General features: G+C 59.9%; 13 protein-coding genes and 2 pseudogenes. 4 read left to right on the forward strand and 11 right to left on the reverse strand.

Annotation, left to right across the window (positions count from 1 at the left end):
* Positions 1 to 107: 107 nt before the first annotated feature.
* From nolL to nopM, 4 genes and pseudogenes are all read right to left on the reverse strand, one after another.
* Positions 108 to 1190 (reverse strand): nodulation factor fucose acetyltransferase NolL, encoded by a 1083-nt coding sequence (gene nolL, locus ACTEK7_RS12240; RefSeq protein WP_225129823.1) that lies wholly within the window; start codon positions 1188 to 1190, stop codon positions 108 to 110.
* 711 nt (positions 1191 to 1901) lie between these two features.
* Complete coding sequence (locus tag ACTEK7_RS12245) at positions 1902 to 4157, reverse strand: hypothetical protein (protein WP_225147987.1); 2256 nt, start codon at positions 4155 to 4157, stop codon at positions 1902 to 1904.
* A gap of 466 nt (positions 4158 to 4623) precedes the next feature.
* A complete protein-coding gene (locus ACTEK7_RS12250; RefSeq protein ID WP_225129825.1) occupies positions 4624 to 4761 on the reverse strand; it encodes a nucleotidyl transferase AbiEii/AbiGii toxin family protein in 138 nt (45 codons plus the stop codon).
* 728 nt (positions 4762 to 5489) lie between these two features.
* Positions 5490 to 6812, reverse strand: a pseudogene (gene nopM, locus ACTEK7_RS12255) (T3SS effector NEL-type E3 ubiquitin ligase NopM); the annotation flags it as partial.
* Positions 6813 to 6835: 23 nt separating this feature from the next.
* Between nopM and ACTEK7_RS12260 the strand changes: the two are divergent.
* The gene (locus ACTEK7_RS12260; RefSeq protein ID WP_225147989.1) at positions 6836 to 8038 is read left to right on the forward strand and encodes an NEL-type E3 ubiquitin ligase domain-containing protein; all 1203 of its coding nucleotides are present in this window, start codon (positions 6836 to 6838) and stop codon (positions 8036 to 8038) included.
* A gap of 672 nt (positions 8039 to 8710) precedes the next feature.
* On the opposite strand, the gene ACTEK7_RS12265 is transcribed toward ACTEK7_RS12260, so the two are convergent.
* Together ACTEK7_RS12265 and ACTEK7_RS12270 are read right to left on the reverse strand one after the other, a co-directional pair.
* Positions 8711 to 9748 carry a pectinesterase family protein gene (locus ACTEK7_RS12265; protein ID WP_225129734.1) on the reverse strand — a complete coding sequence of 346 codons (1038 nt, stop codon included), beginning with the start codon at positions 9746 to 9748 and terminating at the stop codon, positions 8711 to 8713.
* 214 nt (positions 9749 to 9962) lie between these two features.
* Positions 9963 to 11261: a glycoside hydrolase family 28 protein gene (locus ACTEK7_RS12270; RefSeq protein ID WP_225129736.1), complete on the reverse strand. Its 1299-nt coding sequence runs from the start codon at positions 11259 to 11261 to the stop codon at positions 9963 to 9965.
* 1209 nt (positions 11262 to 12470) lie between these two features.
* Here ACTEK7_RS12270 and ACTEK7_RS12275 point away from each other — a divergent pair.
* From ACTEK7_RS12275 to ACTEK7_RS12285, 3 genes are all read left to right on the forward strand, one after another.
* Entirely contained in the window at positions 12471 to 12860 is a 390-nt protein-coding gene (locus tag ACTEK7_RS12275; RefSeq protein WP_225129738.1) for a hypothetical protein, read from the forward strand.
* 204 nt (positions 12861 to 13064) lie between these two features.
* Positions 13065 to 13613, forward strand: coding sequence for a hypothetical protein (locus ACTEK7_RS12280; protein ID WP_306469178.1), 549 nt, complete (start codon positions 13065 to 13067; stop codon positions 13611 to 13613).
* Positions 13614 to 13687: 74 nt separating this feature from the next.
* Positions 13688 to 13873: a hypothetical protein gene (locus ACTEK7_RS12285; protein ID WP_225129740.1), complete on the forward strand. Its 186-nt coding sequence runs from the start codon at positions 13688 to 13690 to the stop codon at positions 13871 to 13873.
* 310 nt (positions 13874 to 14183) lie between these two features.
* On the opposite strand, the gene ACTEK7_RS12290 is transcribed toward ACTEK7_RS12285, so the two are convergent.
* The 5 genes and pseudogenes from ACTEK7_RS12290 to ACTEK7_RS12310 all read right to left on the reverse strand — a co-directional run bounded on the left by ACTEK7_RS12290 (position 14184) and on the right by ACTEK7_RS12310 (position 22456).
* Positions 14184 to 14396 carry a class I tRNA ligase family protein gene (locus ACTEK7_RS12290; protein ID WP_368736805.1) on the reverse strand — a complete coding sequence of 71 codons (213 nt, stop codon included), beginning with the start codon at positions 14394 to 14396 and terminating at the stop codon, positions 14184 to 14186.
* A 249-nt stretch (positions 14397 to 14645) separates the two neighbouring features.
* Positions 14646 to 14774 (reverse strand): annotated as a pseudogene (locus ACTEK7_RS12295) (integrase core domain-containing protein); the annotation flags it as partial.
* 922 nt (positions 14775 to 15696) lie between these two features.
* A complete protein-coding gene (locus ACTEK7_RS12300) occupies positions 15697 to 16866 on the reverse strand; it encodes a Wadjet anti-phage system protein JetD domain-containing protein (protein ID WP_225129742.1) in 1170 nt (389 codons plus the stop codon).
* A gap of 2 nt (positions 16867 to 16868) precedes the next feature.
* Entirely contained in the window at positions 16869 to 20303 is a 3435-nt protein-coding gene (locus ACTEK7_RS12305) for an SbcC/MukB-like Walker B domain-containing protein (protein ID WP_225147990.1), read from the reverse strand.
* Positions 20300 to 22456 (reverse strand): Wadjet anti-phage system protein JetA family protein, encoded by a 2157-nt coding sequence (locus ACTEK7_RS12310; protein WP_225147991.1) that lies wholly within the window; start codon positions 22454 to 22456, stop codon positions 20300 to 20302. Before ACTEK7_RS12310 ends, ACTEK7_RS12305 begins: the two co-directional genes overlap by 4 nt.
* Positions 22457 to 22746: the final 290 nt, after the last annotated feature.

Raw genomic sequence — 22746 nt, forward strand, 5'->3', positions numbered from 1 at the left:
GAGGACATTTTCCAGATTGTCTCGCCTTGCATAGACAGCAGGTTCGCAAGGCACGCAACCTACGATGATTTGCGAGAGCCTCCTGATCAGATCTCGGTTACAGCTACTTATCGAATTGAGCGGGGTGGCACTCCGAGCATGAGCTGGGACAGATAAGGAATGTCGCGCACGGTCCAGCGAACCGCTAGCGCGACGGCAACAATCGTTGTCCCCAGAAATGCAGCCGCGGCAGACCTCATTGTGGGGTCCCAAAGTTCTCCATACTGTATGGAATCCATGAGACGGAATACGGTACCCTGAATCAAGTACAGCACGAGCGTGCTCGGTCCCAGTTTTTCGGCGATAAAGCGGACCACCCGATTTGAGCGACCAATATTCCAGCATCGAAGCAGGACCTCAATCATTACCACTGAGGCAGCTGCGGAGCCGAGAAACATCAGAAGCACATTTTTTGCCGACTGCAAATCCTGGACCACAGCGAGATTGTTGTAGACATAAGTGTCGGTGCGCCAGGCCAGAAAGCACATCATAGCCGCTATTGAGGCAGACATAATCAAGAACACCCTGTGAGAGCGCATTATGCTCGTCCACCGTTCTCTCGACTGCGCAAATAAGAATCCCAGGCAAAAAAACGGGTACATATACTTTATAAGAGGGAATATGGAAAAAGTCAGAGGCGCAAGCACGACCAGAATGACGGATACGAACAAGGCCCAGGGCAACCAACGATTGAAGATCGAAATAGTTTTAGTGAGGATGAAACAAATGAACGCGGCCCATACGAACCAGTATGTGCCGACGAACTCATTCAGGAACTGCAAAACGGTGTCTGGTGCGCCCGCCGATCGGGGAAACACGGCAAACTTTAATGACTCCAGAAGAGAGCACCAAAACAGCATCGGCACCAGGAGCTGCGTCGCACGACTGCCGATAGCTTGCGTGAACGACTTTGCCAGTAGCGCTCGGCAAGAAAGATAACCGCTTATCGCCATAAAGAGGGGCATGTGGAACATGTAGATCCATTTGAAGCATGCCGAATCCCAAAATCCTTCATTTTGGTAGAGGATATATTGGATCAGGTGACCGGTGATCACTAAAATGATGAGCACTCCTTTGGTGAAGTCCAAAGCGAGATCGCGATCGTGCGCTATCTCAGGCACAATCTTTCCTGTTACATGATCTATCAACATCTCGGCACACTTTATCCAACCAGCCGAATACATGCTGGGGTTGGCCAGCACCTATTGTTAATGGCACGTCGCTGTTGCGTAGTCTCTTTGCATGGAAATCGAGATATCCGATGACAGCGGAGACAATTGTCACCGAGGGTCTACGCTCCAATAGCTGACTGTGCGATAAAGACCGAAAGGAAGGGGGAAACGAGCTATACGATGGTTTATCGATTTTTGTCGCACCAAGCTCGCTTTCATCGGCTTCCCGGGTCCAGCGGGCACTTGCACTCTGCTCCCGAGCGGACCCGGTGTTTGCGGCGCGAGGAGACTTTGCATAGCGGCGCAATAACTGAACTGCGCATGAAGGCTTAAGCTATGCAGGTTGCGAACTACCGCGCCCGCCGAGGAATTTGGGCACTTGTCCATCGCCAGCACGCGGCGCGGTGCTCCGTCGATCACGAATGCGTTCAATCCGTAGTAGCTGCGGTTTTCAAGACAAGAATTGGCGGACTATGTGAAAGGATCAGGGATGCAGAAAGCAGGTCCGGGCATGCACCAAATTCGTAGAATCCGTTGAGCTTGGCAGATTCTGCAAAGAGAAGGCAGGACGGCGGGACGGTTCAGGCGGTGCCCCTGCAACCGATCCATCGCCTGCCAATAGCCTCGCCAACATAGAACGCCTTACGCGAGCTGCCCCGCCGAAAGTCCGATTGCAGCCCTGCTGCCTCTTCAGCCACGTTCAGGATAAATGCGTACGCGCTGGCGGCCGCCTTCGCTTTCCACCAATTCGCCCTTGTAAGGCACTCCGCGGATCTCGAAATAAGTCGGGCGCCCAACTTCGGGCATGATGCCCTGGCCTTCAAGGACGCGGATAAGGTAATCCGGCAGGAATCGCTCTCGGTGCTCCCATCCCCCGCGGATCAGATACCCAAGATCAACAGGCCCCTCACCGGATTGCGCGGCTGACACGATCGGCCGGGGACGATGGAGCGACTGAGACGGGCCAGGTTCATCCGGCTGGCTCACGCGGGGATGATGGATCAGGCGAACATCCCTGCGGCCTCCCGGTCCAAGCGTCGCCGAATAGCGCTCCCCATTGATCACAAACTGACTTGGCCCGAACTGGTTTGGCAGCAGATGGATATTGCCCAATACATCGATCAACACGTCTGAAGCCGTCTGGGAGCCGTGGCGCCAGCCGGTGCCAACGATCGCGCCAATATCCCGCACCTCCGGAGCCGCCCCCGGCGGTCCCGCGAACGACGAGGCGTCTGCAAATTCAGATGCTGGCGCAGAGCGCGCATCGTCGCGCAAGTTGTGAGGTGTGGGTGGATCCAGATCAACGAAGGAGTCCAGACCGCCGTAGATGTTTGACGATCGAGGCCTCACGGACGACGGCGATGCGGGGTCTTGCATCTGTTGCCCAAGCCAGGCCCAGGCTCCCTGGCCGAGGGTGGCCGGTGTAGCAGGAAGCTCGAGTGGCGGATGCGCATGCGCGGCCCAGTGCGGCGCTGGCTCTGGTGAGCTGGGTCCGTGGATCTGCTCGCCAAGCCAGTTCCAGGCTCCGGCGCTCGGCGTCGCCGGGGTTGCGGGAAGCTGCTGCGACGAACCGGCCTGCCAATGGCTGGGCGGCGGTGGCATCAATATGTTGGGCCCGGGGACCTGCTCGCGACGCCAATCCCAGGTTCCCGCGCTCGGGCTACCTGGCGTTGCGGGAGGATCCTGCACTGCATGCGGCTGTCGAGCAGCTTCCCGAGAAGTCTGGCCCGGATCCTCAGGAGGCCTCAATCCAAGCGCCCTGTTCGCCTCCAGGATCTGCTGGTATCGGCCAAGTTTGACCAGATCAGCGTTGATCTTCTTATCGTTGGTTTCGAGCCTGTACTCCTCGAGATCCCGGACAAACGCGGGGGCGGAAAGTCGGCCGGCCATTGGTGGCCTGTCATGGGTCTGCAGCCACTCACTCAGCTTAGACATGCGGCGAGCTTGCCTGTCGATTGTCGCCGGCTCGATCCTGTGTGTCGCCTTTTCCGCCGCCACCCACATGCCGATGAGGGTTGCGTCCGCTCCGTGAGGAGCCAGTCGGCGGAGATCAGGCGCCAGGGCGTTTCCGGCACCGACCTCACGGAGCTTCTTCAAGGCCGCCTTGATGCGCGTGACGCGGTCCTTTGCATAGGTGTCGACGTCCTCATCGAGCTCAGCTTCCAGCTGGTGGTTTTCCACCTCGGGATTGTCCTGCTGCGCGTTATCCAATTCGCGGCTAATTCGATCCGCAATTGAGGGCCTGCCGGCCGTGCTCAAGCGCGCGCTCAAATGGCGCAAATCGGTTGCTGCATTCTTGATCGTGCCGTCGGTGAGTTTACCCGCCGCCTTGTTTCGGAAATCTTTAATGAGCTCCTCATCGGCCGCAGAGACCCCGCGCGTCCGGCCCGGCTGCCTCGCATAATCAATTCGTAAATTCGTCGAAAAGAGGTCAGATTGCCCCGCCTCGCGCGACGACTTTTCGCTGCCACTCCGGCCAAGCGCCTTGCCGATTCCCGACTTGAAGCGTGACCATAATCCGAGGCTTTTTCCGCTCTTGGCCGACGCGGCAGACTCTGGGTCCGGAAAGCTGTAGCGTGCGCTGCTGAACAGATCATCTCGCAAACCAGACTGCGGCACTTGCGTCGAAGCGGGAAGCTGAAAGCTGAGAATGTCTACGCTCCGGCGCGTGTCGCCGAGCGCACCCTTCCTAAAAGCGGAGTGCGGCGGCGCCCGCATCGAACCGCCGAAATCGTCCCGCCGGACTGCTCGACCACCTCCTGCGGGAGGCCGATCAGGCGAAGGTGACTTGCTTTGATCAGACGGACCGAGATGCAAATCCTCCATCCGCTGCTCAAAGTCGCCTTGCTCGCTTGACTCGCCCGATCGCTGCCCCGCCCGCCCCTGCAGCGCGGCGTACTCCCGCATCCAGGCTCCTGAATCGAAGAATGGGTCAACCGGATCCATCCTGCTCTCCTCATGTTTGTATCGACTCTGCAGCAATCCATACGACCTGGATTACGGCGAGATAGCAGCTCGTTCAGATTCTCGATTGTTGTAGCCGCAACCTTTCAAAAAGCTGACGAGATCAGGATATTGCTGCGCGCGAGACCGGCGTCGCATCGGCGCCCGCCTGACGACGGACGGGGTCGTTCCAATTTTGCCGCACCTCTTCGCCGGTCTCGTGTTCGAGCCGACGAAATTGGTCGCCGGTGGATCGCCGAATTCAAGCATCACGGCGGGACTCACATAGCTGCTACCAGTCTCAATGGATCATACGTGACGAGCATCTTGTCGTCCTTGGCATCATTTTTGATAGTGAGCTTGTCCTGTTGTAGGCGTTCATTGATGACGCACAACGTCTTTTCCCCGACGCAGACCGGGAGGCGTTCTCGTGCCTTGGAGTTCACTGCAGTTCTGAGGGACCGAATTGTCATCGATTGTGTTTCGCCAGGTTCGGAGCTGTTGCTCGAATGCCGTATGTGAGATCCAGGTCGTCCGGGAACCGGCGAACTGCGCCGTAAGCCTTGGAAAGGGACGTTCCGCCCTTGAAGACGAGATTCTCGCCCAGTGGCCACCAGCGCGTTCAGGCGTCAACGACCCAAACATTCTTTTTCGGGAAGATGTGCAGGCCGTCCTGAGTTCGCAGCAGTAACGGTGAGCGCCTCTCGGGATCGGATAGGTTTAAAAGTTTATCCAGCACGCAGCTTGCTTACGGGCCTCGCAAGCCGAGTTGGCAATGAAGATCCGGCAGACTTGGATTCGCTCACTTCAATCGGGCTTCGTCTTTGACTGAGGGACCAAAAGGTTTCTCGTGCAGTCTCGGGATCGCCGCGCTCGAGCGCGCGCACGACCTCACCGGCACGACGGCTTGCCATCGTAAGCTGCCAACGCGGTGCATGCTTGAACTAGAAAAACTTGCTTGCCACGATGGAGCTCGCGGGAAGCCCCCGAAGTCAAATAAACCTGCCGAACAGTCAGCTACCTCGTCAAACCGAGTTGGTTGGCTGAGCCAGCGCCTGCGCAACCAATAATTTCACCGCTGCGCGCCTTGGTCTCCTGAACAACTTTTCGACCGACTGAGCTCTCGTCCCGAAGCGGCTTTCGACGCGACGCAAATGCGCGTCGCCTCGCGCGCGGGAACTTTCGTCGCTCGGCAAGACCGAAAGGCCCTGATCGACGGCAGCGCACTTGCCAAGGTGCAAAAGCACCTTGGCAGCGATGGGTGAGGCTTCACGATCGATCTTTACGTATCGCCCGCAGAGCAATGATAAATATCTCTGCGGCGGTTTGGGAGCCTCATAGTTTCAGGCCGCGCTCTGCGAGCACACGGTGCATGACCTCGCCTTTGATCTCGCCAGCGATCTCCTTTCGGACTTGGGCGCCGAGAAACCGCTCGGCATCCGGATCGCCTAGAAGACCACGCTCGGCCAGTCGCTGATCCAAGCGGGTTTGAAACTCCTCGCCCATGGCTTCGACGAGCCGGTCTCGCATCGCTTCATATTCGCCCGGAGCGATGCGCCTCAGCACCGTCTCCCAGGGTTGCCAGCGGCTTGCCATGTAGTCGGTGAACTGGCTTGCTTCCCGCCCCCGGACCAGGTTGAGCGCCTCCGTCGCATCATCCTCGCTTACGTGAGAGACCGCCAGGAAGCGCATGTCAGGGGCGACATGACTGAGCTCCAGTGGCTCGCGCAGCCGATGTTGATAGGCCAGGTAGACTTCGATGTCGTCTACGTTCGGGTTGCCGTTGGCGAGCGAGTTGACCCTGTCGCGCGCGATCTCGTCCAACGCCTCCAAGCGGAAGGCGACACGGCCGCGCTGGATCAGATCGCCAAGCCGATCGTCATATACCCCGTCCTCGACGTCAGCGTTGAGGCGCGCGGTCTGCATACCATTCCAGTGCAAGGTGACACGATCCTCGCAGCTCGCGTTGGCCTCGGAAGCCTGCGCAAAGCACTGCTCGCGCAATGTCGGATTGGCGGCCGCCTGCCGCAGATCATCAGCCACTGCCTGCCGAAACCCGTCATTGCCGTAGTTCACAGTGGCTCGCAGCCTCTCCAGGAACTGTGCGTAGTCTTGGGCGCCGGGCTCATCCGCAAAGTGCTGCCATTCGCCCAGCGCGGCCGGGTCGTCTGCGAGCCAGTGTGCGGCAGCCTCATGCAGGGATTGCTGCGCAAGCTGCGGTGGCGCTTCAGCCGCCAGAGCGAGAACATCGTCCGGCAGCGGGTTATCCCAGAAGTCGAGGCTCTCCAGATGCGGGTAGTAGAGGCTATTATGCGGTACACGAGCTTCTAGAACACCTTCAGGCAGGTTGGTCAGCCGGTTACCGCTGACATTGAGTGATTGGAGCGTGCTCGGAAGAGGGTCGGGGAGGTTGGTCAATTGATTGCCGCTGACATTGAGTTCAATGAGCCACGAGGGGAGGGACTCGGGGATGTCGGTCAGCTGATTGCCACTGACCGCAAGCGCGGTGAGCCCGCTCGGGAGAGCGTCCGGTAAGCTGGTTAGCCGGTTGTCGTTTGCGTTCAGGATCTGCAGTCCGGCCGGAAGGTTTGCCGGCAGACTGGTCAACCTGTTATCAGCGACCTCCAGCTCAGAGAGGGTTGCCGGAAGATCGTCCGGCTCTACCGGCGCCGCTCCCTGCTATGCTCGAATATCTCGACGTAAGCCAAAATCAACTGACGGATCTGCCGCCGGCTCTCCCAGCTTCGCTCCGGTTTCTCGACGTAAGCCAAAACCGTTTGACGAGTCTGCCCGAGGACCTGCTGACGGCCTTGGGCGATGATGGCACCCTAGTTCTGACTGAAAATCCGCTGTCTGAGCAGGTCCTGGCGAACCTGAGTACAATCCTAAGCGCGGAGGATTATGTCGGCCCGACTGTCCACCTTTCGCACGACGACGAAAGTGAATCGTCCGGGACAGACGATGAGCAGGCGGACGCTCTCGCTGAAACAGTTGCAGAATGGCTGAAGGGCAATCCACAGGAGGTCGATCGGGAGGTGCTTGCCGCTTGGCAGAACTTTGCAGAAGAGCCGGGCGCTCGGGAATACGGGCTTTTCCTCGCCAAGCTGTTCGAGTCCGTCAGCTCTGGCAATGAAGGGTTCCGGCAATCGGTGGCCAATGATCTGCGTCAGGCGGCAAAAAACCCGCAATTGCGTGCCCAGTACTTTCAACTGGCATGGGATGCCAACCAGAGCTGCGAGGACCGCAGAACATTAACCTGGAACGGAATGCAGACCGCGCGCCTCATCGCGGAAGTCGAGAACGGCCTCTATGACAACAAGGCACGGCTTGCCGATCTCGTCGAATTGGGGCGCGTCATGTTCCGCATGGACGCGCTCGAGGCGATCGCGCGCGATAAGGCTCACTCGCTCGCCTCGGTCGACAACGTAGAAGACATCGACGCCGTTGAAGTCTTTCTTGCCTATCAGAACAAACTGCGCGAGCGGCTGGGACTACAACACGTCGCGCCGGACATGCGCTTCTTTGAAGTTTCCGGCGTTACCGACTCTGACGTTGACAGCGCAGAGACATCCGTGCGGAACAGGGAGGCGGCGGAATTTGCCGACTATTTGGCAATGGATTGGCAGCCTTGGGACGATGTGATTCGCCGCATCGCACCTGAAGAGCATGCCAAGACGCAGGACCAGCTCATTGGTGCAATGGGAAAGGAGTTCGACAGCCGAATGGAGCAACAGCTCGCCGATCAAGGCCTGACCGGGGCTGAAGCTGGCCTCGTCGAAGATGCCAAGCGAGTGTTGGGTGCCGCAGTTCGCAAAGAGATCGCCCGTGAGATCAAGGGCGCTCTAAGAGACAAGGTGCTCAATGATCTCGGCCTCACCCTGTGAAGCCAGCTTTGCTGCAGGAAGCTGTTAATTCCTGCTACAGTTTCCCTCTGGTGCGCCGGTTTGTGCCCGAGAGCCTTCACGTGATGCGCAGCAAGCGGAGCGGCGCCGATCTAGAAACCGGCGCTGCTCGACTCGTTCCAGCGGGTGTTTCCCGAAAGCGACGATGGCCGATCTCGCGATGAGGCGGATGATCGTCGGCTGCTATCGAGGGCCGCATGGATACGGGCAAATTGTCGAAATCGGAGAGCCGATACGCGCGTTTGTACGGCTTCGGAGCCGGCATGGAAGAACGCCGGATTCCACCGTACTTGCACCGCGTGTCGGCTGATCGAGGAGACCGCTGCTGGCTGAGCTACGAGGGGCCTGACCATCACTGGCCGAACGAAGATAGCCCCGAAGCATCAGCCACTTCGTTCTCCAGAGATCTGCGCAGGCGCTGAGCAAGAAAATCAGCCGTTCCCAAGCGATGACGACGGTGCCGACGTGACGGTCCGTAGAGCTTGCCGACACTGATCCGCCGAAAACGGACAAGATGATCTGCGAGCTGGAGCGGGCGCTGTGGGCGGACCGCGAACCGATGAGATCGTCGCGCCTGCCCCTTCTGTCGGTGTGACTCCGGCGGCAGTTGGGTTGCTGTACAAGACTCTCCATCACAATCAGGCTCTCCTCCCGTCATTCACCCGAGGATCGCCGTCGAACCCCTTCACCGTGAACGTTGCTCTTTGTTTCATCCTGAGTCGTTGGCAGCCAATCTGTGACACCCCCGAAGAACACGCTCAGCGACCATCTCGCAGCTTCGCCCTCTGTCAGCTGATGGGAATGAGGCTCGCGGCCTGAGGGGTTAGCCCCGACGCCGAAGGATCTGTATTCAGCATAATAGCTTGTCCTCAACGTATTCGTCTTGCCGGGCGTCCATTCGCGCCACCCTTCCGCGGTGACGGGGGCATCTATCTTCGCCGACAGGAAGACCACGGTGGCGTAGGGGCGCCAGGGGCGGCCAAGTGCGATAGAGCGCGCAGCAGGGTCGGCACTCAGCCTGCAATGATCAAACACATAGCCACTGTCCTCATCCGGCACTGCCTTGCTCTGAGCGGTGTAGATGACCGCTTGATTGGCGATGCCGTGCAACTCACATTGCCGGAACCAGGCCTTGGCGTTGCCAAATATGAAATCGACATGCCCTTCGATGTAGCAGTTCGAGAAGTATTGTCGTGACATTCTGCCGTTTGGTCCCTTGCCCGCAAACAGCGTGTCCTGGGCGCCGAGCAGACGGACGCGCGTAATGACGTCCCTATCTCCGGTAACGGACAGCGCTACCGCCTGCGAGGGTGGATTGGCCGGATCGAGGGCGTAGTCGTTCTGGATGGTCAGATTCTCGAGCCGGAAGTCATCGCCGGCGGCATCCAGCGTCGCCGAACGGGCGGTTCCTCCTACATTGATCGCGCCGTCGCCATACACAATGACCGTATCCTCCGGCTTCCTGCCAGTCCCTTCGATATGAATACCGGATTTGGAGATTTTGACCTTCTCGCGATAGACGCCCGGCGCGATCCGGATATTTCCGCCTTCCGCCGGCAACGCGTCGATGGCTTGCTGCAAGGAGTGATAGTCTGCAGTTCCGGCATGCGACACCGATAGTGCCTGAGCGTACGCTGCCGAGATGCAGAAACATCCCGCCAGAAGTGCAGCGGCGGAAATGAAAATTCGCATGTGATCTCACACTTCGTTTCTCAGCGGGATAGTCGCCGCGCATCGACACGAGATTGTCAACGCCAAATCAGAACCTGCTCGTCACCTTGGCATTTTCGGCCTTGCAAAACCCTCGCCAAATTGCAACCAACTCGGGACATGAGGCCGACCGCGTACAGTAATCTTGGCCCCAGATGCGGAACTCACCATCTGAGTTCGGTGCCGGGTGTAGTGCTTACTGATTGCCGTCGCGGAATGCCCTGGAACATACCTCCGATCCGCGCAGCAGCGGTTGTGTAGCTCGTCCGGGCAGCGGGGGCCATACGTCAGAGTGATTTGCGGTGACCTTCGCATGTTCAAGTTGCCAAGTCGCGGAATTGGCGAATCGGACATCTTCGAGTGTCACGTCCAGGGCATGCCGCTCGTCTACGCCGCGCATCAGCAGCACACCAGTGTCGCCATGCACATGACGGAGAACGATTTGCCGATAGACCGGAATCCTCGTGCCTTGAGCGCGCGGATCATATTTTGTATCGAAGGCCAGCGGCCACCGGTTGCCCCGCAGGCACACGTACTCATAAGTCACGCCCTCGACCAGACCGCCTCGACTAACATCGCTCTTGATGCGCAGGCCCGACGTCGTACCATCCAGCGTCAGATTACGCACCAATATGTCTCTGGCCCCGGAATTCACCTCGCTGCCGATCGACATGCCATGCCCCCAGCCGAAATAATTATCAATGATCGAGATATGGCTGCTTGAGCCATTGTCGCCGGCCTTGATTGCGACGTTGTCGTCACCGGTACGGATCACGCTGTGGGTGATGGTCACATCCTGACTGGCGCCAAGATCGATGCCATCGGTGTTGCGGGCATCCGCCGGCGAATCGATCGTGAGGCCCCAAAACGTGGCACCTTCAACCCGGTTCATCGCGACATGAAAATTGGCAGCGTTGCGCAAGGTGACACCAGAGAACGTGATGTCCAGCGCATGATCGACCTGGATCAAGCGTGGGGCGTTCTGATTGCCGCCCTGGGCTTGGGCGCGGCGGGCTAGCTGCCACCAGGTTTCCGCGCCGCCGCCGATCATTGCGCCGCCCTGACCATCGATGATGCCCTCTCCGTAGATGCCGCCGCCGCGCGTTTTAGAAAAGCTGATGAATGGCCGGCAACCGTCGCCCTTTTCTGCAATGCGACCACATTGTCCGAGGCCCTTGTCGTAAGCAGCAGGTTCGGGGATGGCGATCAGTGTCGCACCGCGTCCGACCCATAAGGTCACGCCCGATTTCATCTCGAGTGGACCTGAGTGAAACTCGCCGCGCCCAAGATAAACTGCAGCGCCATCGGGGCAATGTTGAATGGCGTCCTGTAGGCTAACTGTATCGTTCTTGCCGGAAGGCACAGGGCGATCGCAGACCGTCTGAGGTGCAACAGGTTCGGCGATAGTCCGGCGGTCTTGCGCTTTTGCGGCGGGGCAGACAACCATGGAGGCGAGTATGGATAATAGGGCCCAGCTGCGAAAACGCTTTGTCATTGACCTGCTCGTGCTTTGTCACGCCCACGTTTGGCGCGTGCCTTTTCTGGTATTGAGCGCTGGCTCGATCGAGCCGTCGCGCGCGTCACTGGCCCGCGCAAGATGACATTTATAAGACGCAGCAGAGGCCTGAACCTTACGATTGCGCAGCAGCACCTTGCCTATGCGCGAACAAGACGAAGCGTTGTGCGTTAGTCCAAAATCCAAACAGCTTCTCAGCGTTCTCACACTGAGAGAGTGCCCAACCGGCCCCGATTTTCGGCATCAACAACTGCGCGTGAATCCGGACGCTGCGTCGGATCGACGTTTGATCGAAGAGCCGCACTACAAGAAGTGACAGGAGCGCCCACGGTCACCTGACCACCGAAGCTGCCGTTCAGCCAGGAGGGCGCACCGCAACATTTGTAGCGACACGTCGTTGGACGAACGCGGGGCGATCGGCTTTCACGGCGGCAAGATCGAGGTCGAGCGCTCGCGGGGTTAAGGAAATCGACTGTTCACCGCCGCTGACGCTAGGAGCTGTCGAAGGCGATCCGCGGCGCTCCGATTGGGCCTCGTCACTTAGCCGCTGCCAGATCGCCTCAGTGGGAGCCACGGGTGTGCACCCGACACCTCGCCGAAGCCGCAGCCCGCACGCGCCTGACCTTGACTGCTGATGAACCTCCTCGCTGTTCTTGAAGCGCCCGCAAAGCCATACCTACGTGTTTGTTCTCCTTGAACACGGTGTTAGAGAGCCGATTTCGTGCATTGTCATCACTGGCTTCGAGCGACTGGTCGCGCTCGCCGGGGAAACGCGCCACCTTGTAAAGCATTTGAAGATACTTCTCAGCAGTCGCCGTGACAGTTTTTGTCGAGCACTGACGCCGCTCATCATCTCGTGAATGTAATCAAAATCCGCGCGACACATTCGGCGGCGGTTTGCGGCCGAGGCGTCGGGCAAGGCCAGCGGAACCGTTCCCGCGCGCCGCATCCAATCGCTGCTCAAAGGCGTCTTCTACCGGCTGGTTCGGCTGCTGATCGTCTGACGGCGTGCTGTACCGATGGCGGGGGTCCTGTGTTGGATATCTCGAAATTGTGCGAGTCCATGCCAGTCTCCCGTCCAGGATCACTTCAGTGGGTTAGTCCGTACTCGGAGAATCTTTCGAGAAGCTGACGAGGCTACAGCCGGCTCCGGATCGCATTCGCACCGGGAACCAGGACTGGGCGGCCATGGAAGACTATGAACCGATCGAGGGGCTAAACTTGGCCGAGGGATTTGCGCGATTCGGATCCGAGGCCGCCTTGTCGGCGATCGAGCGAAGATTGAAGCAGGTGCTTGGTTCGAACGATATTGATCTTCTAGATTCTGACACGGCAGCACACGGGGCATGCACTGACGAGTTGCGTGAAAGACAGCATCTTCTGCCACTTCCATTTCTCGAGAGAGTGGTCGCCCGATGTTCCTACAACGGAGCCTCCGGAGCCGTCTCTAGGATCGCCGCGCACGGCACGCAAACCGCGCTCGATGTATTGCTAGAAATCCACACGGGCGCCACCGCCTCGCTCAAGGGAGCGGTTATGGATTCGTTAGAAACGCTGGCGGGCCGGTTGGGCGCATGAATTCGGCTGACCGGCAAGGGCAGACCTGAGGCAGCAACAGTTTGAAGTGACTGCAAATCGAAGATGCTACCAGGAGCGGCGGCAGACCTCCCCTCGTCGGCCACCAAGCAGGTATCCCTGAAAGGCACGCCATATGGTCTATTGTCCTTAGTCCTAGGACAAAGGACGGAGCGAATTTGTACGAAAAGTCAAGACCTTGTTGTATTGCTGAAGCTCGTGAGCCTTCAGCAGGCCAAAAATGAGGGCGATGCGCATCCTGGGGAGGCTGCGTATCACGATGACCCTTACTCCGTACGCAGCCTGGAATCAGCCCTTGGTATCAGCAAGACAGAGGTCAATGCCTCGATCAACCGGAGCCTTTCGTCGGGACTTGCGGTCAAAGATCGGGAATCCGGCCACGCAAAGCCTAACCGCCGCAATCTTCATAATTTTGTGGTGCACGGATTGAAGTTCGTTTTTCCGGCTAAACCGGGTGCGATGACCCGGGGCATCCCCACCGCCTTTGCCGCCGCCCCGCTTAAAAATCTTATCAGCGCAGGAGAGTACATTTATGTCTGGCCGTATGCAAAAGGCAAAGACATGGGGCAGGCGGTAGAACCGTTGTACAAAAGCGTGCCCCAGGCCATTCAAAAAGACGATCGTCTGTATGAATATCTGGCCCTATCGATGGTGTCAGGCTTGGAAATCAAAGGGAGGCTGGGTTCGCGGCCGAGCGTCTATCGGAAAGGCTTCTCAGAAAATGACCACCGTTAAAGACCGATTGCTTCAAATGTTGCAAACGGTCGCGCAATCTTTGGGAGATGAACTGCGCGAGCGGCTAGTATTTGTTGGCGGTTGAAATCCAAAACGCAGACGATGATGTTCGCTGCTACATTGCAGAGAAGTTCAAAGCGCTCTTAGGTCATGAGGATTTTGACCATTTCCTCGACGGCAATATCAAGGGACCTGAAGGCCGGGTCGATATTGTACGAGAGCGCTTTGTTGCCATAAGCCAGAGCGATGCTGGCGAGTGAGAGGGGAATGGAGATCAACTGGCGCAGTGAGCAAGGAAAGAGGACGCGCGATAACCGGGATTGCGGGGGAGTCGGAGTGCGCGCCGATGCCGTGTTATTTCTCCTTCTCGACGGTTCAACCTCTGGCCAAACAAGCGGTGACCTTGCCCGGCAGATTACCCGCGATGCCGTAGATTGGTACGTCGGCCACAGACGAAGCCGCAACGATAGAAAGCCTCAGCGCGCAGTTGCGCCGCACTCATCGCAGTTTATCTCCGCGGTTTGCGCTGCCGCGAGAGCTTGAGATCGCGTGCAGCTCCGGACATGGCGGTCAGCGTGAAGCGCAAGGCGTCGGCTCCAACTCGTCCACCAGTTCCAGAGGGTCCATAACGTTCCCCTGGACTTCGACATCTTGGCGCGGACCGAACCAAGCCGGGATGCGATGACCCCACGAGAGCTGGCGCGAGATGGTCCAAGCACTGCGTTTTAGAGCGTTTGTTGTCCATGTTTTCGATAGTGGCGAATACATGAAGAGCCGTGGCATTGGCCTAGCGTAGTCCCCACTTTTCCTGAAAGTTGAGTCGTGCTTCAAGGGTACATGAGCAGCATCCCTGAGCGACAGCGATTAGCTTGACGAAGGAGTGACCTGCCATTGCTTTTCATCCAGCCGCAGTTAGAGTCTCGGGGTTTTTGCAGCGAGACCGAAGTTTGGACCACTCAGAACTAGAGTTTTGCGCCTCTTGCAGCGAGACCGAACTTTGGACCACCCGGAACTAGAGTTTTGCGCCTCTGATCACGTTGGCGGGCTGGTGGCGCCGACGTGGGTGTGCAGCAAAATCGGTGGTCGATTTCCGATTGCCCCATGGGGCCGTTCTTCATTGTACTATCTGCGCCAAGTCTCCACTTTTTGCTGGGCGTCCGCAGCTTCTTCCAGTTGAAATAGGTCGCCTGGCTGATCCCGGCCTTGCGGCAGATCTTCGCCAGGTCCGTGACCAAACCTGTCGCCGTCAACGTGCGCGGCGGCAGCTTTCAACGGTCCCATGATCGAGGCGGAAACGCCACGGCTGCATCCGGGTCAACAGGATCATCGACGCTTCGCGATTTGGGCGGTCGTGCGTTACGTATTGAATTGTTTGCCGCAGAGTTGCGCTGGCGTTCATCGATGGACGATGAGACCGCTCGAGACTCAAGCCTCCGCTCCAGATCCGCCAATCCTGCCTTACATTCGGCGACAACCGATTGGGCGCGAAGCAGCTTGACCTTGAGCTCGTCCTGTTGCCTGAGTATTTTCTCAAGATCCGAATCGTTCTGCATTAGCTCATTGACCATCTGCAAGCACCGATGCAAGGCCGGCACCTAGCTTCAAGAATGCAGGCTCCGCATGTCGCAGATGCCCCACCCTGAGCCATGGGCTAAAGCGATGTCCAACGACCGCCCAGAGGACGCCTTTACGCTGGCGTTCTCGTTGAGAACCACCATTCGTTGCGAGCCCCTTAGAAGACAATCGGCTTCTGCCCGGCAAACCGGAGCGCGACCTGGAGATCGCAGAGTTCGCGAGGCAGGCGCACGGTTTGGAAAGCGCATCAGGGGACCTCTGCCATCGATCAAGCGGGCAAGTTTCATCTGAATACTTCGACCGGATGCTGAAGGAGCATCATAGTCACAGGTGGTTTCGTCACATCTTCAAGCAACCGGCATGCCAATGCCGATTGAGCGTTTTTATGAAGAAACGATGTCGGTTTTCCCGCAGCACGTAGTTGCAGGCGGTGTTGTTGTCGCGCTTGAAACAAACGGCGTCTTGAGCGAGACAGCCAAGGTCGCAACCACGAGCATCCGCGCACTTTCTAATGAAACTCTGGCAGGACTGGATCGAGTTCTTCCTGCTCGAGCGTCTTGGCTCCATCTTTCGCCAGGTACGCTGCCAGAGCTGCGATACCGGAGTCCGCTGGACATCGAGCGGGTGCCGATTTTTTGAACGGCACTTGTCCCAAACGCTCGGCAACTTCGACGCTCATGAGGTGGGGACGGATCGGTCGATCGACGGCGCGCTCGATGGTGTGGAAGATCCAGGTGCCGTCCGGATCGATGTCCGACCAATGAAAGATCGGCGTCTGTTCGGATACCAATCCTGCGATTGTCCGCAGCGCCTGCTGGGTGGCAAGCGAGGGGTACCCGCCGACATACATGGTCGTTCCTAATCGACCTGGGTCCGCCTCGGCGATGTGCCGATTGAAGCTTGCGAAGTTTTCGATCGTCAGAACGTAGGCTGGCCGCTCCCGGAACCGGACGCGATCAGCCTCCTTGGGAGTGATTCCGAGATAATGCGGAGATATCCTGGAAAGATCGGCTCCGTCGAGGTCGATCTTGCCCGCGATCAGCAGGGGCGGCGCGAAGCGCTCCAGCCCGATCGCTCGCAGTGCCTCGCGGGGGCGGGCGCCAGGCGGAAAGTCCATCATGCCGCTCAAAAGCCGGACCACGGCCCCCTCGATGCGCTCGAGTATCTTGCTGTGCCCCACCGTACGTCGCGAGAAAGTTTTGTAGTCGACGTCCAGATGCTTGTTGTCGAGGATCGCCTGGGCGAGAACGAATGCGTGGCGCAGCGTGTCGACGTCGGACGAACCGAATCCGTGCCACGTCTTACCCCGCGCCCACACCTCTGCGATTTGAGAGCCGCTGTTCTTCAAGGACTCGTGCAGCGCCACTCCGGCTACAAGCCGGACGGCGGCATGCTCCGCGATGCGTGAGGCCGGGGTGCGGCCGAGATATCGGTATAAGATCTCCGCCGAGACCAACCGCACGTGCGCCACTTGGTCTCGGCTGGCGCCGCGCCCCCAGCGGATGGAGACCGCGCCGGCACTTTCGGCTTCCCTGATCTGTTTCAGGAAGGCGTCCGCCGCGACGACTGATGGGAAGGCGGGGTAGTCCGGGTGGGCGATCGGGCTTGCGGCCCCCGCCTCGAAGCGGTTGAGCAGGTCGTTCAGCAGGCCGAGCGCATCCGTGAAACGCCGAGCCATGGCTACTCGGCGGCCAGACGGGTGGCGAGCTCATCTTCGGACATCAGGTCCGGATCGATGGCCATGAGTTCGCGCTTGGCCTTCTCTTTGAGTTCCACCACGGTAGCCCTGGACTGCTCGCCGATCCGGTCCACCTCCACGATGGTGTCCATGTGCTCGAGCACGGCGACGCGCTTCTCGAACGGCGCGGCAATCACGAACTGCAGGCCGAGGTTTTTGTAAAAGCTCATCATCTGCCGCTGGTTATTGCCGTCCATCTTGGAGAAGGCCTCATCGAACATGGCCAAGGCAAAACCGGCGGGCTTGCCGGCACGACGCTCCGCGCTGCCGTAGACGGCGGCCAGCGAAGCGCCGATGGCAACGTAGATAGGCACCTGCTGTTCGGCGCCAGACCCGGTGCCGCGCCGCTGCTCCCAGCGGGTCGAGCGGCCGGTGGCCACATCCTCCATGTGGATCTCGAAGGTGTAGAAGTTGCGGTAGTCCTCGAACTGGGTGAAATCCTTGTCGGGGTCCTCGAGCAGCGCCTCGAGTGCGACGATCGTATCCTTGTGCGGGAAGTCATCGGGCACGTCGCCCCGGAACAGCATATCGAGCGCCTCCGGAGAGGTTTTGGCGATCTCGATGATCTTCAGGATGGGCTGGAATTCCACCATCTGGGTGCGGTGGAATGAGTATCGCTCGTTATGGAAGGGATGTGCGTAGAGGCTACGGTTCAACGATTGCAGCTCCCGCTCCATCTTTCCGATCCGGGCCGTGAGCGCGTTGATGAACTCGCCGCGCAGCAGGGTGGACGCCTTCTCCGCCGCTTCCCGCGCCTGCCGTTCGTACTGGCGCAGCTCGTTGGATTCGATATCCGAGATGAGCTGCTCCATCCACGGCTTCACCTCCCGCAGCGGCTCGCTTTCCGCGCCGACCTGCGAACTCATCCCGAACTGGTCAAAGTAATCGTAAAGAAGCTCGCGGACCCGTCGCTCGATCCGGGCGCGCTCGTTGTCGGACGCGTCCGCATCCTTCAAGGCCTTCTCGGCGATGGCCCGGTGTTTCTCCGCGGAGCCCTTTTGGGCTGCGGCATCGAGGCGGTCGCGGTAGACGGCCCTGCCTTTCGCGGTGGAGTAGAGTGAGAAGAACTTGCGGTATATCGACCGCGCGACCCTGAGGTTGAGTTCGGAGCCGGGCACGTTCTCGCCCTCTCCGAGCCTCCTCTCCGCCGACCTGACCTCGCCGTCGTGCTCGCCAAACGCCTTCTGCTGCGTCTTTCTCTCCTCCAGCCTCTTCTCCTTCAGCTTCTGCTGCGCCCTCTTTTTGTCGCGAAGCCCCCCGTCCCCCGCGCCGTCGAGAGCATCGAGCCTGGCCTGAGCTTCAGCGATCTCAGTCTGCGCGGCCGCGAAAGCGGCCGCGCAAGCCGCGAGGTCATTACGTTCCTCGCAGATGTTCTTCAGAGCGGCAAAAGCCTGCTCCGCGGCATGGGCCTCCTTTCCCTTGTCGGTCAGAATCCGACCCAGTTCCTCGGCCTGATCCTGCAGGGAGCGCAGGGCGTTCGCCTGGGCCGCCTTTCCGATCTTATGCTGCGAGGATTCGATCCAGCGATGGCTCCGGACGAGTCCGTCGTCGTAGAGGCCGTCCTTCATGATAGCCCGGCCGGGCCTGTTGAACTGGTCGAGCGTGTCCGCGAGACGGACATTGCCGTAGCGGCGCATGATGAAGGCCATCGCGTCCGGATCCTGGCTCCGGAAGATGGAGGGAAAAGTGCCGCGCTCCGGCTTGGCCCTGAACTGCTCGAGCTTGTTTAGGCTCACTAGCGATGCATGGCGAAACTCGCGGCGACCTTCCTTGAAGATTGACGTGGCGGCGCTGATATCCGCTCTGTCCACGAACACGGCTTCCCGGTCGCGGCCTAGGAGCGCCTCGGCGGCTCCTATCCACTCGGGTTCGGCGACGTCGATGATGTCGCAGAGCACGCGCGGCACCATTCCCCTCTGCCGCAGCCTGCGGCAAAGAAGTTCAGTGTCGTCGCCGAGATAGGCGCGCGCCCCTCCGGCGGCGTGCTGTCGGATCCGTTCGAGCACCTCGTCGCGGCGGCCTCGGAGCCCGGAAAGCTCCGCGATGATCGTTTGACGCGCTTCGTCGATCTTCGGCAGCCATTTGGCGCCGCTTGCCGCGAAGGACTTCTCGGCCGCGGTGACCTCGTCGGAGACGCCCTCGATGTCCGCCCCGGCGGTGGCCGTCACAAGACGCTCAAGCGCAGGAACGAAGTCCTCGAAACCGTCCGCGCACATCGCCCTTAGCGGCTCCAGGCGACGGATGTTCTCCATGCGAGCCTTGAAGTCCGCCGAGGCGCGGTGCGCCGCCTGCCCGGCCACATCGGCGGTCTGCTGCAGGGACTTTCTGCCGGTCTTGGCATCGTGCTCGGCGATCGCGGCCGTGAGCCGTTCGATCTCGTTGTCGACGGCCTTGACGTCGTCGTCGATGAATTCGAGTTCTTTTGCTGCGGCGTCCCGGCGCGCCATCTCGCTACGCCGCTTGGTCTTGAAGTCCAGGTTTGTCGCGCGCGCCGCGAGCCAAGTCGCGCGTTTTGCGATCCACTCCTCCCTGAACTTGGTCTCGAGCGCCTCTTCAAGGGTGCCGAGGACGCCCCGGAGCGCCCTCAGGGCTTCGAGCCTGAGGCGCATCTTTCGAATGGTTTCGCTGATGTTACGGTATGTCTGGATCGACTCGCGCAGCTCCTTGATGCCGATCGGACTGTCCTCGAGGATGTAGTTCCGCACGAACTGCGTGGCGGTCTGGTTGTGGTCGAGCGTCATCGCGTTGACGATTGATTTCTGCAGGGCGCTGGCGTTCTGCTCGCCATAGGGCGAATGCGGCAGAAGATGGCGCATGTACTCGCGGACGTAGTCGCTCGCCCGGTCGCGATGATTGACGAAGTTGCCTTCGCCGACCGCCGCGAGGACCCGGGCGCGCACGTCCTCCCATTGCGCCGGGAATTGCGACTTTCCTCGCTGCTCGATGAAGTCCTTGGAGCTCAGAACGGTCCCGACGGCGACGAACAGTGCCAGCACAGTCTCCCTGCTGTCGGATTTGCGCGCCTCGAGCGCCATGCCGATCGTGACCGGTGGCCGGGCGCCTTCCGTGTCTTGGAAGCCGAGCGCGATGTAAGTGCGCGCCTCGTCGCGCCGGCGCTGGTCTTCGCCGAGCGTCCCAAGGCAGTAATCGACGACGCTGCGCTTCGAGCCGCTGCGCGATTTTCCGCTATCGCCGGCGACCGCGTTCAGGCGCAAGAACCGCCGGCTCCCGCCGGTGAGGACGACCTGTGCCATGTCGAGGATCGTCGATTTGCCGGACCGGTTCTCGCCCAGCACCCCGACGTGTCCTGTCACGTCGATGTCGGCGACGTCGAACAGGTGCCAGTTCACCATCGTGAGGTGTCGCAGCTCCATCATGCCTCGTCTCCTGCGGGCTGCGGAAACCGCGCCTCCTCGCTACGGACGTAGCGCTCAAGCCGTTGGAGGGCATCGCCGCCACTAATCAGCTTGATCATCGGGCGGATCCTGATCTCGCAGTCCTGCTGCTCGTCGTCAAAATCACCGATCTCGACCAAACTGCGCTGGGCGGCCTCGCGCAGGATGTCCCGGAAGCGGGCGGGCGAGATCGCGCCACCGCCGCCGTGTTGGGCCATCTCGCGGTAGCGATCGAACAGGTCGTTCAAAGTGGCCACTACGACGGCTCGGTCCTCGACTGCTCCGACGTTCACCTCCTGCTGCCAGTAGGCCGCCAGCACCAGCATCACGATGGTTTCGTCGAGCTTCATCCGGGGCAGCGGCACGTCCTCGTCCATGGCGACGATGCCGGCCCACTGCGCCTCCGGATCGCGATGGACGCGGTATCCGCAACTATCGAAGAAGCCGTCGACCACGTCGCGGAAGCGGCCATCCATGATCGTGTTGTAGACTGTCCCGGTCCGGGGGTCTCCCGCGAACACGAACTGCCGCCGTAGCAGGAAGTGCAGCGCCTTGCGGAGGTCGGCTGCCTTTTCCGCGCCGAAGGAGCGCTCGACATTTTCGAATTCACTAAGCATGAGCCGCCCTCGCCTTCCGGACTGCGCCCGATCGCTTGACCAGGAAGTTTGCGCAACGGAGCCATTCGCTGTCGTGTGGTGGCGTGTCGGGGCACGGTTCGAGTTCGAACCCGGCCGCGACCTGCGCCGGAACCTCGCCCTCAACGCATATCGGCGGGCGCAATCGAAGGCGAGGAAGTCGTCCACGGTGCCGATTTCCATGAAGCGGGCTTCCCTGGTCGCGAATGGCGGCACCTGGCCCTCGAGGAATCGTCTGACATCCTCGGGGCGGGGCGCGATGCGAGCGATGTACTCGAGGCGGAGCTTCTTGCGCAGTTCGTACAGCGGATCCGACGGCGGCTCGGAGAGCTCCCTTGCTTCGACGGGACGGCGCGGCTGCCTGGCCGGCGCCTGATGGTGCTCCGACCAGGGGGACCGCAACGGCTCGATGCTCCATTCGATTGCAGCCTTCTGGTGTCTGCCGTCGCGCAGTAGGGCATCCAGGCGCCGCACCAGGTCGCCGGCCCGGCCGACGAGTCCCTGCCCGCCCCGCTCGGCGTATTTAATGGTGTTGCGGACCCGGGCTTCGAGCTGCCTGCGGAAGGCCTCGATCCTATCGAACATCTCCCCGATCTGATCGAAGATGCTTTCGATGGCCAGCAGGTCGTCGGCCGCGGCCATTCGACCGTCCTCGAAGTCGGCTGCCATGCTGGAAGCTGTGTACTCCTCGGCGAGGACCTGCATGGTTTCCGGGGTGTAGGAGATCCTCCGCGCGAGGTCGACAATGGCGTCGCGGAAGCGGTACGGATGGTTGACGGTGAGGATGGACTCGAAATCCTTCAACAGGAGCTGGTCGACGAACTCCTCGAAAAAGGCTTCCAGCCGGGTAGCGACGGTTTTCGACTCCATGACGGTCCGTCGGACGCGCTTCAGGTCGGCCAGAATCGCACGCAGGCTCTTAGTGAACTGGTCGGCCTGATTGCGCGCCTCGCGGACGGCGAGCGCGGCTTCGCGCTGCTTGCGGTCGGTGATCTCGGGCCTCAGTTTTTCGACGGCCTCCAGGTTGAGGCGGATTTGCACGATCAAGCCGCCGAATCGCTGCGAGAGATCCTTGTTGAGGCTCGCGAGCCGCTGGATCACGAGCAGCGGTCCCATAGCCATGTCCACGGTGACGCGAAGCCCGTATTCCTCCTCTTCAAGCCATCCCCAGGCGAGCAGCCGGGCGTACAATTGTCGGGCAAGACCGAGCGCCTTGTCGCCCTTCTCGGAAGCGAGCGCGACGTCGGCCTTCCGGATCCGGCGGCGTCCCGCGGAAATCATTTCCGGCAGGCTGCCGAAATCATCGCCCTCGTTCCAGAGGGCGGGGTTGACGCGCATGACGTCGTAGATGGCGTGGACCACCTGCTGCGGCGTCGGGAACGACGGGGCGCCTGAAAAGAAGCGTTCATGTAGATCGAGCAGACACGCTGCGTACAGGTGCTTGTGATCGCGCGAAAAAGCTAGAAACGCATCGTCATGCAAATGGCGGAACAAGGTCAATGACGCAGCTCCTGGGCCCGACTTCATCTTGGGTCGGCGGCGTTAAACGCACGGCCTGCCGGGCAAAATGTTGTTGAGAGTGGGTTTGGAAAATACAACCGGAAGATCAGTTCTTAGTATGTTCTAATATAGCTTTCCAGCTCAATCGCTGTCGAGACTCCAAAAGTCCGATCGAAGCTAGTGCCGGTCGTGGATCGGAACAATCCGGCCTCAAGTCATTGAATTCATTGTTGTTACCGTTATGGCAAAATGGATACAAATTTGCTACCATTTTGGCAGGATGGATACAA

Source organism: Bradyrhizobium sp. JHI2711, assembly GCF_056156565.1.